Origin of the sequence: Paraburkholderia sp. BR14312 (assembly GCF_040948675.1) — a bacterium.
Lineage (GTDB): Bacteria > Pseudomonadota > Gammaproteobacteria > Burkholderiales > Burkholderiaceae > Paraburkholderia > Paraburkholderia nodosa_A.
Window position 1 is genome coordinate 82,717 of record NZ_JBFPKI010000019.1, and the last position, 12,751, is coordinate 95,467.

At 63.3% G+C, this 12,751-nt stretch carries 12 protein-coding genes and 2 pseudogenes; 4 read left to right on the plus strand and 10 right to left on the minus strand.

Annotation, left to right across the window (positions count from 1 at the left end; all coding sequences use genetic code 11):
• Nucleotides 1-378: 378 nt before the first annotated feature.
• A complete protein-coding gene (locus AB3X98_RS38065; protein WP_368605641.1) occupies nt 379-585 on the minus strand; it encodes a hypothetical protein in 207 nt (68 codons plus the stop codon).
• Nucleotides 586-611: 26 nt separating this feature from the next.
• On the opposite strand from AB3X98_RS38065, the pseudogene AB3X98_RS38070 reads away from it, so the two are divergent.
• Nucleotides 612-1,126, plus strand: a pseudogene (locus AB3X98_RS38070) (transposase); the annotation flags it as partial.
• Nucleotides 1,127-1,171: 45 nt separating this feature from the next.
• On the opposite strand, the gene AB3X98_RS38075 reads toward AB3X98_RS38070, so the two are convergent.
• The 5 genes from AB3X98_RS38075 to AB3X98_RS38095 all read right to left on the minus strand — a co-directional run bounded on the left by AB3X98_RS38075 (nt 1,172) and on the right by AB3X98_RS38095 (nt 4,141).
• A complete protein-coding gene (locus AB3X98_RS38075) occupies nt 1,172-1,501 on the minus strand; it encodes an XRE family transcriptional regulator (RefSeq protein ID WP_368605642.1) in 330 nt (109 codons plus the stop codon).
• A gap of 701 nt (nt 1,502-2,202) precedes the next feature.
• Nucleotides 2,203-2,433 (minus strand): DUF3717 domain-containing protein, encoded by a 231-nt coding sequence (locus AB3X98_RS38080; protein WP_368605643.1) that lies wholly within the window; start codon nt 2,431-2,433, stop codon nt 2,203-2,205.
• A 63-nt stretch (nt 2,434-2,496) separates the two neighbouring features.
• A complete protein-coding gene (locus AB3X98_RS38085) occupies nt 2,497-2,805 on the minus strand; it encodes a hypothetical protein (protein ID WP_254345480.1) in 309 nt (102 codons plus the stop codon).
• 50 nt (nt 2,806-2,855) lie between these two features.
• Nucleotides 2,856-3,683 carry a DUF932 domain-containing protein gene (locus AB3X98_RS38090; protein ID WP_368605644.1) on the minus strand — a complete coding sequence of 276 codons (828 nt, stop codon included), beginning with the start codon at nt 3,681-3,683 and terminating at the stop codon, nt 2,856-2,858.
• 44 nt (nt 3,684-3,727) lie between these two features.
• Nucleotides 3,728-4,141: an antirestriction protein gene (locus tag AB3X98_RS38095; RefSeq protein WP_368605645.1), complete on the minus strand. Its 414-nt coding sequence runs from the start codon at nt 4,139-4,141 to the stop codon at nt 3,728-3,730.
• Between the two features lie 29 nt (nt 4,142-4,170).
• On the opposite strand from AB3X98_RS38095, the gene AB3X98_RS38100 reads away from it, so the two are divergent.
• Nucleotides 4,171-6,399, plus strand: a complete 2,229-nt coding sequence (locus AB3X98_RS38100) for a ParB/RepB/Spo0J family partition protein (protein ID WP_368605646.1) — start codon at nt 4,171-4,173, stop codon at nt 6,397-6,399.
• A 102-nt stretch (nt 6,400-6,501) separates the two neighbouring features.
• On the opposite strand, the gene AB3X98_RS38105 is transcribed toward AB3X98_RS38100, so the two are convergent.
• Nucleotides 6,502-7,089, minus strand: a complete 588-nt coding sequence (locus AB3X98_RS38105; RefSeq protein ID WP_368610409.1) for a hypothetical protein — start codon at nt 7,087-7,089, stop codon at nt 6,502-6,504.
• A 247-nt stretch (nt 7,090-7,336) separates the two neighbouring features.
• Here AB3X98_RS38105 and AB3X98_RS38110 point away from each other — a divergent pair, with 247 nt between their 5' ends.
• Together AB3X98_RS38110 and AB3X98_RS38115 are read left to right on the plus strand one after the other, a co-directional pair.
• On the plus strand, nt 7,337-7,993 hold the full coding sequence (locus tag AB3X98_RS38110) for a hypothetical protein (protein WP_368605648.1): 657 nt from the start codon (nt 7,337-7,339) through the stop codon (nt 7,991-7,993).
• A complete protein-coding gene (locus AB3X98_RS38115; RefSeq protein ID WP_069268395.1) occupies nt 7,957-9,333 on the plus strand; it encodes a hypothetical protein in 1,377 nt (458 codons plus the stop codon). The genes AB3X98_RS38110 and AB3X98_RS38115 overlap by 37 nt, the downstream gene beginning before the upstream one ends.
• A 907-nt stretch (nt 9,334-10,240) precedes the next feature.
• Here the strand turns inward: AB3X98_RS38115 and AB3X98_RS38120 are convergent.
• The 3 genes and pseudogenes from AB3X98_RS38120 to AB3X98_RS38130 form a co-directional block, all read right to left on the minus strand.
• Nucleotides 10,241-11,599 carry a sensor histidine kinase gene (locus AB3X98_RS38120; protein WP_368605649.1) on the minus strand — a complete coding sequence of 453 codons (1,359 nt, stop codon included), beginning with the start codon at nt 11,597-11,599 and terminating at the stop codon, nt 10,241-10,243.
• Nucleotides 11,575-12,241 (minus strand): annotated as a pseudogene (locus AB3X98_RS38125) (response regulator). Before AB3X98_RS38125 ends, AB3X98_RS38120 begins: the two are co-directional and overlap by 25 nt.
• Before the next feature lie 54 nt (nt 12,242-12,295).
• Nucleotides 12,296-12,742: a hypothetical protein gene (locus AB3X98_RS38130; RefSeq protein ID WP_342922176.1), complete on the minus strand. Its 447-nt coding sequence runs from the start codon at nt 12,740-12,742 to the stop codon at nt 12,296-12,298.
• Nucleotides 12,743-12,751: the final 9 nt, after the last annotated feature.

Below are 12,751 nucleotides of genomic sequence, written 5' to 3' on the forward strand. Positions count from 1 at the left end.
CCGCAGAGATGGCCAAGTTGGTGGGCGATCAGTCGCACCGCGGGGTCTTCGCTTGGGTTGGTCCCGTCTTGGTGACAGGAGCCGATAGACTGGATCAAAGCTCTGCCGTTTGGGGACCCCGTAAAAAATTAACTCTGCTTCCGGTGGTCGGAGACCAAAAAAGTAGGCGTGGCATAAGCCCCCTCCCGGAGGAGGGAGCTTGTGGGATGTTCAGTGGGCGTGCCGAGCCGCGGAGCGCGTACGCTGAACCCGAATGTTCGAGTAGCTAAGGCGTTGGACAGAGGCGAGGCTGATCAGCCAGTTCGGCTTCTCTTCCCGCAGGTACCGCTGATCGTTGTAGATGGTTCCTTCACAGACGCCGAAGAAAGTCGCCATCCGTCAGCCGGTGAATCCTTCGGCGCGCATGCGGGCGATCCAACGCATGCGTTCTTCCTTCGTGAGCCACGCTGTGACGATTTCGTGGCCGTCCAGGTAGTGACGGATCTCGGTGTAGCGTCCGATGCTTGCCGTTACCACCGCGATGTTCCGGATCTTGTCCAGTTCGATTAGCACGCGTCGGTTGGACTTGACGCCGGTGGAATACATTTCGTCGATAAATTGCTTGATACGGTCACGTACCGTCGCCGCAGGACGAGGCGTCGCGCCATCTGATGTGCGATCGAGGGGAACTGCAGAAGGAAATACTGCAGCATCGCGACCGCATGCGCAAACTGCTGGTCACGCTCGGCTGCTGGAATGAGGTCGATCACAAACAGTTCGCCGGCCGGCTCGCGCGTGACGAGGTGCGGTGCCACGACGGTGCGCCGCTCCCGCCCGAGTTGCGGGAGCGGCTGCTGCGCGAGTGCCAACGACTGGCGCTGGCCGAGCAGCAACTCGCGACGCTGGAGAAGACACGCCAGGCGAACGTGCCGGCTCTCGCGCGCCAGCGAAGCAATGCCCTTGCGCGCCTGAAGGGGATAGGCGACGTAGGCGCGTCGCGCCTCGCGCTCGAGCTGCAACCGTCGTCAGGTGGGCGCCTGCGTAGGGTTGGTGCCGCAGCTCTATGAGAGCGGCCAGAGCCATACCGACCAGGGGCATTAGCAGGCAGGGTAACCGGAGAGTACGCGCGTTACTGGTCGAAATGGCCCACGAAATACAGATGGTCCTCTTTTTGAGCGTCGTCGCAGACCATTCAGTCCGACGGTGTGCCGCTGTCTTCCATGTCGTTTGATCCGTGCGTCGTCCGCATCTTCGAAGGATCAATTTCCCAGATGAGCCCGTATCCAGCGGCGTAACATAATAGTGCCCAGGCAGAATAAGGAATGTCATTCTCGGCGCTTGTCCAGCGTCGGATATGACGCCCGGTTTTGTCCTTTAATCCAAGATATGCAGCCGCGGAACGGTCTGTCATTCCAGACTGCCGCAGAATCTCCTGAATTTCTGCACCTGTTGGCTTCGCCCAGTAAATGCCGGGTTGCAGGCATTCGCGGCGGATGATGAGGTAAGTATTCTTGGTAGTCATTTGTGGTCCATGGAATCAGCCCCCACGGCTTCGCCGCGGGGGATACACGCTCCCTTCGGTCGCTTGACGGCCCCGGCCCGTGGTCTGCCTGGGCTATACCGGATCGTCCCGCCGCTGACGCGGCGCGCCGGCGCTCTCCCCATGTCCGACGATGCGGCCATGGGGGACCCCGTGCGCCTCGATCCGGGCGCGCGGCGCGCGCGATGCTCCCGTCATTATCCAGCCCCCACGGCTTACGCCGCGGGGGATACACGCGCCCTGTGGGCGCTTGACGACCCCGGCTGGTGGTCTGCCTGGGCTATACCGGATCGTCCCGCCGCTGACGCGGCGCGCCGGCGCTCTCCCCATGTCCGACGATGCGGCCATGGGGGATCCCGTGCGCCTCGATCCGGGCGCGCGGCGCGCGCGACACTCCCGCAATTATCCAGCCCCCACGGCTTACGCCGCGGGGGATACACGCGCCCTGTGGGCGCTTGACGACCCGGTTGGTGGTCAGCCCGGGCTGACCCGGATCGTCCCGCCGCTGACGCGGCGCGCCGGCGCTCTCCCCATGTCCGACGATGCGGCCATGGGGGACCCCGTGCGCCTCGATCCGGGCGCGCGGCGCGCGCGACACTCCCGCAATTATCCAACCTCCTGGCATGCAAGGGGAGGGGCGCCAGCGCGCGGCCGTCCGATTAGCTTCGCGACAGATCGCGAAGCTAATGCGGTGGCGGTTGCTGGTTTCCAAGCGCCGTGCGGATGGCGTCCACCTGTTCGGGCGTTAGTCGCGACACCGCTACAGACGTGGCGCGCTCGTAGATCATCAGGCCGTACACGTGAGCCAGGGGGCGCGCCTTCGCACACAGCGCGCCGCCCTGGCCACGCGATTCCTGTGCGCACCAGTAGTTGATTGCCTGTTCGATTTCAGCAATGGTTAAGGCGGCAGTCATGGTTGCCTCACAGGCCCGCGCGACTTCTACGCGGGCGTTGAATATTACTAAGGATGCCAAAGTTTAATGCAGATTCCCGTCGTGCTCCATGAGCATGGCAACAGGTGCGCAGGGCGGCACGCGCTCGAAACCAGCCAGGGCCACGCGGGCGATGGCGCGCAACTCCTCGCGACGCATCTCTACCGGATTGCCGTTGTGATCGAGCATGCTGGCAATGCGCCGGAGCGCATCGGCGGATTGTGCCGCCGCGTCAGCGGACAGGGCCATGCGGTACAGTTCGCCGCGAACGATGCCACGGTCTCCGTACTGCCAGACAGCCAGGAGCGGCAGCAGGGCGGACAGCCACGTAGGACGGGTATTGAGCGGATCCATGTGAATTCCCCTTATGGGTGCGCCCCGACCGGGAGGCGGGGGCGGTCCGGTTAGCCACGCAGGCGGCGCAGTTCGTCAGCCAGCACCCACAAGGCACGATTCAGACGGATGTTTTGATCGATGCCCGCGACCGCTCGGGTCGTGGTCGCCTTGCCCTTCGAGTTCCGACCGCGCAGCCCACCGCGAATCATGTTTTCCTGCACACGGTTGAAGGTGGTCCAGATATCGGAGCCCTGATCCTCGACACGACGCGGCGCAAGAATCTGCCGTTCCGTCACTGGCACAGGCGCGCCCTCGTCGTAGCGCAACGCGAGCGCTGCGCGGGCGAAGGCGACCTGTTCGCCCTCATCGAGCACCGTTGCCGCCATCCCTTCGCGTTGCTCTGCCGTCTCATCAAAGCTTTTCACCACCTTGAATGCGCCTTCGATGACCTCGCCAATCACATCACCCTTGTGCGGGATGCGGATATCGTTCGTTACGTTGCCGCATACGATGCCGTTCTGGCAGGCCCAGCGAATCATTCCGGCGATCATCTGGTAGCTCGATGCGCCATTGTGCGAGTTGACCAGGATAACCTCGTTGGCTTCGCGACCGCCGATCTGGTCGGCGTGGCGCAGGCGGATCATGTGCTTGGTGAAATCGCGCATGTCCTCATTGCGCACACGGGTCTGGCAGACCATGAAAGGCTGAAACCCTTCCTTGCGCAGGGCGTCGAGTACATCGACTGTCGGAATGTAGCTGTAGCGCGCCGAGCGGCTTTCGTGCGCGGTGTGGGCAAGAATGGAAGGCGCGACTTCTGCAATCTGGTCATTTGTCAAAGGATGCTGCGAACGCAGTGCGATGGCATTTCCGCTAAAACGGGTTGCAAGCTTGTTCATTTGATTCCCCAATGAAGGAGCTAACCCGGCCCGGGGCCGGTCTGTTAGTCGATGGCGCGCAGGATGTTGGCCGCTTCCACGTGCTGCGTGGCGAACTCACGCAACTGGTGGTAACGCTCGATGATCGTGTCATCAAGGGTCTTTTCCGCGAGGTGACAGAGGGCGAAGAGGGTGACGGTAATGCCGAAGGCATCCGCGCCCATCATGTCGCTGTAGCCGTTCATATGCCAGCGCACATGCACGCGGCCCATGTTGGCCGGAGCCATGTAGAAACCACCATTTGACAGCGTGAAGTAATGCCACTCGCCGTGGTCGTAGCTGCTGCACAGGCGTGCTGCCCAGTCATAGACAAGTGATTCGCCAGCGATGTAATGGCGGCCCAGATAGCGCGGCAGGACATTCAGTTTCAGTTTACCGGGGATGACAGTAGAGCTGATCTTGCAATCAGTAGTACTCACGGGTTGCCTCCGTTTCCGGCCTCGGCAGGATGCCTGGCCACGTTTCTACAATAGGCGGTTTTGTCCTTTATATCAAGAAAAGACGCGAATTTAATTCAGTATGGGTAATTTTTATTTTGCAGTTAATTTCATCATTATTACGGTTGTTATGTCCTATTATTGAGGGGTGGCCAGGCATCCCGCCGAGGCCGAAACCCGGAGAATCTTTCATGGGAAAGATTGAAGCAACCGAAAACGCCGCGCAGCGGATCGAATACGTCGCCCTTTCGCGGCTCACGCTCTCGCAGTTGAACGTGCGCAAGAAAGCGCCGACCGGCATCGACGCCATGGCCGCCACCATCGCCAAAAACGGCTTGATCCAGAACCTGGTAGTACATGAAACGAAGGGCAGCGCGAAACCGCCGAAACTTGGCGTATGCGCGGGCCAGCGCCGCCTGGCTGCACTCGACCTTTTGGTTGAGCAGGGGCGGATTACTAAAGACTACGAAGTACCTGTCCTGATCGTCAGCGAGGGCGAAGCCGTCGCCGCGTCGCTAATCGAAAACCGCGAACGTGAGGCTATGCATCTGGCGGATGAGTGCGTGGCATTCCGGCTGCTGACGGAGGAAGGAAAGAGCGTGGCGCATATCGCAGCGCTGTTCGCGGTGCCGGATGTTGCGGTACGCCGCGCGCTGAAAATCGCCAACCTTTCGCCGTCACTGCTCGACCTGTTGCGTAATGACAGGCTCGACTACGAACAGGCGAAGGTGCTGGCCCTGGCTGATGACCGCGCGACGCAGGAACGCGTATGGGGCGAAGCCGTCAATAGCTGGCAGCGCCGACCGGACGAGTTGCGCAAGGCCATCACGCTCGCGGCAATCGATGCACGCGAAAGCGCCCTGGCGCGGTTTGTTGGCCTGGACGCCTACGAGGCGGCAGGCGGACGCGTGAGGCGCGACCTGTTCAGCGACGACGCAAACGCGGGATACCTGGAAGATGCCGAACTGTTGCACCGGCTCGCAACGGAACGGCTGATCGAGCTATCCCAGGCGGTCGGAAGGGAAGGCTGGCAATGGATCGAGGCACGGACGCAATACCCGGCGATGGAGATCCTGCGTTGTGGCCGGATCGGCTCGACCACCCGCAAGCCGACGAAGGACGAGAAAGCCGAACTGGCCGCGCTCACCGCAACGACCGACGCCGCTCAGGCCGCGCTAAACGCTTACAACGACGAGGACGGTGAGCCGGACGAAGAACGGGGCGAGCGTCTGGAGGCTGAGGCCACGGCGGCGACGTTTGCCGTGGACCAGTACGCGGAGCGCTTCGAGGCGTTCGACCCGGAAGAGATGAAGCAGGCAGGCGCATATGTCTATCTCGATGACGAGGGCCGAGTCTGTATTGAGCGGGGGCTGGTGCGACGCGAGGAGGCACCGACTGCGCAGGCACGCGCAACGCACGCGGTGAGCGCAGGTGCGGCGCGCGCACCGAAGGAGCGTCCGTTGCACGGAGAGAAGCTGTGCAAACGATTGACCGCGCACCGTACCGCCGCCGTCCAGATCGAGCTTGCGCAGCAACCGACCGTAGCCCTTGCTGTGCTGATGCAGCGCATGATTCCGGTCGTTTTCGATGACGTGTACGGGCGCGCGTATTTGGACTACGCGGTCAGGATCGACGTGCACACGACGCGCGAGGCGCTGGTATCGAATGCCGACGACATGGGCGAGAGCGTGGCCTGGAAGGCACTGGAAGGCGAACGCGGGAAGTGGTCACGCATGCTGCCCAGGCGCGCGGCAGACCTGCTGCCATGGCTGCTGGAACAGGGCGAGGACGTGCTGTCGAATCTCTTCGCGTTCTGCGTGGCGGCGACGGTGGACGGGATCAGCAGCGCAGACCGCCCGCACGCGGTGAACGAGATCTCGAACACGCTTGCGGTGGATCTTTCGCGCTACTGGAAGCCGACGCGCTCGGGGTATTTCGAACACGTGGCGAAAGACCGGATTGCTGCCGTTGTGGGCGAAAGCGTATCGCCCCAGGCGGCAAGCGAAGTGCGCGGCATGAAGAAGGACGCTGCAGCGACGACGGCGGAACTTCGCATGACGGACTCGGGCTGGCTGCCGGAAGTGCTGCGTAACCGGGAGGTACCGGAGCGCGTCACGTACGGCTACCACGAGGATGACGAGGAGGAATACGACGAAAACGGCGACGCCGCTGCAGCCGAAGCGGACGGAGTGTCCGAAGCGCAGGCCTCGCCTGGCGAGGAGGAAGACGCGCCGTACTGAGCGCGCGTCGCGCGCATTCGAGTAGTCCACACGAAGCCGTCCGGATGGAAGTCCGGGCGGTTTTTCATTGCACGTGCGAATGCAGGGTCAAATTACCGGCGCTCATGCCGGTTGGTCTTTTTCGGGGGGCACCGGGTCGAACGGGTTGGGCCAGTACTGTTTGACCTTGGCATCTGCGCGTGCTATGCGTTGTTCGTGCGTCAACAGGTGTTTCTGCTCAAGCGTCAGTTCTGCGGTGAGCCAGTCGTCGGGCAGCTTTGCACCGACAGGCGCAATCGGGCGCCGCTCACGCACCGCGGGGCGCGCGGCCGCCACAGCCGGGGCCACGCCAGTTTCACTGTCGGGCACACCGCGTTCGGCTGCTACCGGGTTAGCCGCCTGCCTTGGCACGTCTGCGGGAGCGCGACTGACTGCCGGGCCAGTTTCCGCCTGTGACGCGCGCGTGAGGCGGGACACGATGCCCCGTTCGCGCCGGATTCTTTTGAGTGTCAGAGCAAAGGTCTGATAGGTGAAGACGGGTCCGGTTGCGGCGAGTTCCTGGATGATCGCGGCGTACCGGACGCCCGAGCGAATGGCACGTTCAACGCTCTCGAACACGTCGCGAAGCTGGGCGGTCTTGGACCGGCCATCGGACGAAGCCGCGAGGGTGTCGAGGCGTTGCGCGCGTTGTACCGCAATCAGGGCGTCCATTTTGAGCGCTCACGTCAGGGGGAACGGACACAGTATGCCGCGAATGATCGAAAGGTGCATCCTATCTGTTAGGTATGCGATCTTTCATGATCCGCAGGCCGTCCAGAAATGATTGAGCGTCGATTCATTATGATCCATGCGTGATCTATCGACCGGCGCTTGGCTGCGGGGCGAGGCACGACGTATATGTAGACGGAAATGCTGACGCATTTCCGTCTACATATAGCGTGCTCCAAGGGGATACCCCTTGGAGAACCCGGCAGCCGCCGCCAACGAGCGCGCTCGGCGCTGCTTTGCAGACAGACCGGTGGCACGTGCGTCTGGGCGCACCAGGAGTTTTTCACCAAAGGAATTGCATGCGCATCTTCGCAAAGGCGTCGGCGTGCGCGATGTCCGTGAGCACGAAATTGGCGTGCTCCCAGCTGTGCACTTCAAGCTTTTCATGCGCGGGCGGCGACGGGACCCTGGCGACGGCAGTATATTCTCAGCATTGTTCCTGGGGAGTCCGATGAAACTCAATTCTGCAAGAATGCTTGAGATCATGGAGTCGAGCCGCGAGTACCTTGCGGGCGAGCTGGCCAGGCGATTCGATACGTCGATGGTGCAGATCAACGACATGCTTTGCACTCTTGCCGAAGACGGTCTTGTGCGCATGAGCAGTCAGTCATCACGCATCGTCCGCCTTCAACGGCTGTCGTTCGCGCCCCGAACCATTGGCACCGCTTGTATCAGACACGGCTACACGCGCAGCTGTATCCATCCCACCGTTCGCCCGCCAGATGCATGGCGGGTTTCTGGACTACAAGGCTTCGCTCCTGCGCGTGCACAGCCTCGCAATGCTCGTCCGACTCTCACACTGAGCGCAACATGGAACTTGTCGAGCGGGATCACCCCGGGACGGTGAGGCGACATCTGAGTGCTGAAGAAGCTGCAGCTGTGCGGCGGTTCTGCGGCGACGGACAGCAAGTGCGGCCTGAGGACGTCAGACTCGTGGAAGCCGTGCTCGAAGAGATGCACGACGGACGACATGTGCGTCTGTGGCTCGAGTGCGACTGCGTCAGAGCACCCGGTGGCCGGCCGCGGTTGACCGCTCGGATGCGTGAAGACGGCCCGCGTCATTTCGTGCGCATGCATCAATACGGCGAGCACCACTGCGCCCTGGCGTCGTTCCGGCAGACACCGGAGCCGGAAGACGTTGAGCCGGACGATGATTGCGCGCGCCCTGGCCAGCACAATCCGCTCAGACCAGTGGGCGACGCGCTTGACTACCTGGATGATCTGAATGAAGGCGCGGCACGACCGGGCGGCTCGACGGGATCAGGGGGCGGCGTTGGCGAAAGGGGGCGCCGCCTGCCGCGGCTCGGACGCATCCTGCACACGCTTCTTGACGACGCCGGGTTCGCACGGCTGCACGTCGACGCGTTAAATGACAAGTCCAGAACGTGGGAGCGGCTCGAGGCATATGCAGCAGATCAGGCGCTGAGCCCGCAGCTATCACTCTCGCAGATACTCTATTTCAAGCCATGGACACATCTCAACGAGAAGATGACAGAGGTCGACGCCCTGGTATGGCCGAAAAAGAAGGCACGCAGTGCGCTACTGCTGTTCGTCGCCGACGAGCTTCGCGCAGGCGCTGCAATCAAGAAAACGAGCATGGGCGAGTGCATTCTTCGCCCGGAAAAGGGTATCCGCGCCGGAGGCCGCGATCAGCGACTGACGCAGCCCCCTTACTGGGTGCTCGGCGTGGTAGACCGCGATCGCGACGGCAACGCGCGCGTTCGGGAAGCGTTCGCGCAGCATGCGTATTCGTTTGCGCGCCCCGTACCTCTGGACAGCCGGTATGAGCGAGTCACGCTGAAATTGCTGTTCGACGTCATGGCGTGGGTCAAAAAGCACGGCGTTGACGTGACGCTCTGGAAACCGCTCTTTGACCGGGAGGTGAGGCGGACCGACGCGCCGAGCCAGTGGTGCCGCCCCGACTTTGAACTGACGTTCCGATCGGTGGCAGCGGTTGGCGTTGCGGCACGGCTGCACCGTATCGTCATCGAGACGATGGGCGCCGACGATCCTGACTACCTCGAGCGCAAGTTGCGTACTCAGGAAATCATGAAGCGCCGCGGCATTCTGATCGAGCATCGCGTCGCTGATGATGCTGCCCAGAAGGAACGGGACGACGCGTTTTTCCGCAGGGTCGCAGCAAAGATCCTGCATCTCGCCGGTGTTTCGCAGACCAGGCCAGTCTGAACGATTCACGGTGCCCCGTCAGCCGCTCATCTTTCTGATGGATGCTCCGCTTCTTGCCGGCGACTCACGCGCCATCACCAGCGCGACGCCGACCACGACGCCTGGGTAGCGGCCATGCTGGGGGGCGTCACAGCTTGCCGACCGTTGTGAATATCGTTGCGGCCGTGCGCAATGGTTGACGGCTGCGGGGCGCCCATTACCGAATGCGCCTTTTTCAACATTACCTGGCCAACTGTCAAATCCGTCTGCTGCCAACCGCGATGGTCGTCCAGCCGATAAATGCGACTAACGGTCTTGCAGCGCCCAACCCCCCAACATAGGCAGACGGTGCAAAAACCCGTCTTCAGCAAGTGACGTAACTGCGGGAGTAGTGTACCTCCTGACGTGTCGGGATCGTATGTAACCGTTGGCTTGATGCCGTCAGCGAGACGGGCTTCCTGAGCGGTGAAGGCGAAACCGGTCGCGAACGTGCGGCGGCTCGGCGCGCCCGGGCGTCGCTGTCCCCGGTGCGGGACACGCGGCAGGGCGGCCTTTTCTGATCAGGATGGCGCGCTTGCGGAGTGACCGGTGGTGGTGGCCGTGAATTCTCTCCGCGGCGCGGAGAGAATCCGGCGGCCGCGGCGCGGAGAGAATCCGGCGGCCGCGGACCGGGGTGTTCCGCCCGGCCGGCGTTTCCCGGTAACGTGCCGTGTGTGCCGACCCAAGGCACCCATACCGGGCTTCATCCATAACACAGTTACTTCCCGGCTCCCTGTTCGAGGACGTCAGATCGCTGATTGGCCGCTCATCAAGTCCGTGGCTTTGCGACCATCAGCGCTCGCCGCCCGGGTCAATTTGAACTTCCGAAACTTGACGACACCCCGGGTACGGACTGATGGATACTGGAAGATGTGCGCTCGCAGCGAGATCAGCGAGAGTGCGGTGGAATCCGCACCGACACGCGCAAGCCGCGTTGCGTATGCGTGTCGGTGGGCGCCAGACTCACTTCGGCACCCATCCGGTCGGCAATCGTCCGGACGATTGCCAGTCCGAGCCCTGAGCCGATCTGCTCGTTACCCGGAATGCGATAAAACGGATCGAACACACGAGCACGCTCGTGCGGCGCGATGCCCGGGCCGTTGTCGGTAACGGTCAACAGCGCCTGAGTTCCTGTCTCCCGGACGGCCAGATTGACCCGTCCGCCGTCTGGCGTGTAGCGAATCGCGTTGTCGACGAGATTCTTGATCAGTGTCGTCAGCTCGATGCTGTCGACGCTCACTCGCACATCCGGCCCATCTTCGACGCCGATATCAATATGCCTCGCTTCAGCAAGTGGCATCAGGTCTTCGAGCACACGCCGCCAGGTCGCGTGGACCGACACCGGTTCCATGGGCCGCGCTGTCTTCGCCTGTATCCGTGCGAGTGCGAGCAACTGCTCGATCAGCTTGCGGCTGCGCTCCAGGCCGCCACGCAGCGTGGTCAGGCGCGCGCGTGCGTCAACCGGTAGATCCGTCTCGCTGAGCCGCTCCGCCTGCAGCGACATCGCCGTGAGTGGTGAGCGAAGCTCGTGCGCTGCGTCGGCGACGAAGCGGCGCTGCGCATCGACAGACTGCGCCACACGTCCGAGCATCCGGTTGATTGCCACGACGAACGGCCGCACCTCGACCGGCAGTTGACCGGTCTCGACTGGCTGCAGGTCGTGCTCGCTGCGCGCGTCGATTTCGGCCGACAGCGACGCGACCGGCCGCAGCATCTTGCGTACGAGATCGGCGACGACCAGCAGCAGAATCGGCAGCAGGATGATTAGGGGCATCGCTGTCCGCCCTGCGCCTTCGCGCGCGGTGTCATCCCGCACGCCCGCATCCTGGGCGACTGCGATACGCTCGCCGTTCGCGAGCGTGTGAATCAGCACGCGCACCGCCCGTCCGTCCGCATCGAGCGTATGGAAACCGTCCGGCAGCGTCGCTGCACCGGCGAGTCGCCAGTCGCCGGCAGCAAGCGGCGCCCCGTCGCGTTTCAGCGGTTCGACGATCACGCGCGGCGCTTCGTCGCTCTCCGGCGTGTGTATGGCACTGCCGGTCGGCGAAGCAGGCATCGGCGCGCTCTGGCGATCGAGCAGCGTCGCAATCTGACGCAGCACGTCGTCCTGGAATTCATGTGCCTCGACGTACGCCGACGAGAACGAAAAGGCCGCCGCCGCGGTCGCGACGACCAGGATCGCAACCGAGAGCGCGACTGACAGACGGAACTGGATCGATTCTTTCAGCCGTTTCTTGACACCATCCATCCGACACCTCTGACGTTCTTGATCACACTGCTGCCGAGCTTGCGGCGCAGCGAGTGGATCAGGACTTCGACTGCGTTGCTTTCGACTTCCTCGCCCCAGCCGTAGATGCGGTCCTCGAGCTCGCTTCGCGACAGGATCGCGCCGGGCCGTACGAGCAGCGCGCGTAGCAACGAAAACTCGCGGTTCGACAACTGTATCGGCGTGCACTCGCCGACCGCGACTTCGCGTGTCGCCGGGTCAAGCGACACGATGCCGTTGCTCAGCACGGGGTGCCGCCGAGCCGACCTGACGCCGGATCGCCACGCGAATCCGCGCGAGCAGTTCGGCCATTTCAAACGGTTTGAGGATGTAATCGTCGGCGCCGCCGTCGAGCCCGCGCAGGCGGTCGTCGAGGCCGTCGCGCGCGGTGATGATGATGACCGGCACCGCGCTGCCGTTCGCGCGGATGCCGGCCAGCATATCGAGGCCGTCCCGGGCGGGCAGGCCGAGGTCGAGCAGGATCAGGTCATAGCGCTGCGCGGCGAACGCGGTCAGCGCGAGCGCGCCGTCCGTGACGCGATCTGCCGCGTACGAGGCGTCCTTCAGCGCAGCCTGGACAGCTTCGCCAATCATCGGGTCGTCTTCGACAAGCAGTATTCGCATACTCCACTCCACGGGCGATAGCCGGAATCAGCGCCGGCGACTTCCGCATGCGCGTCACGAGACCTTGCCGGCGAGCCTGTCGAACGTGTGCAGGAGGTCGGTGATCGCTGCCGTGCAGTCGCTCTGCTTCGGGTGGTCGGTGCGCAGTGCTTCGAGCGCGCGGTCGATCGCCTTGTCGAGCACGTGCCAGTCGTCGGCCGCACGTGGCTTCAGGCCAGCTTCGGCCTCGTCCCACGCGACCTCGAGATCCTTGATGCGTGCCTTGCCGCCAGGCAGGTCGCCCCTGGCAACGACAGCGGACACGTCGGCCGCAATCCTGCGGAACTGGGAGAGGTCGCCGAGCTTCGACGCGCTCGCAGGCGAACCGCCCTGCGCAGCGGCGGACGCCGTGGTCGATGCGGCGGCGCTGCCGACCTGTTTGGAGCAACCGGCCGCGAGGCCGAGCGCAGCGCACACGGAAACGGCAACGAGCAGACGCGAAAGCGTGGTGGGATAACGCATGAAAAATCC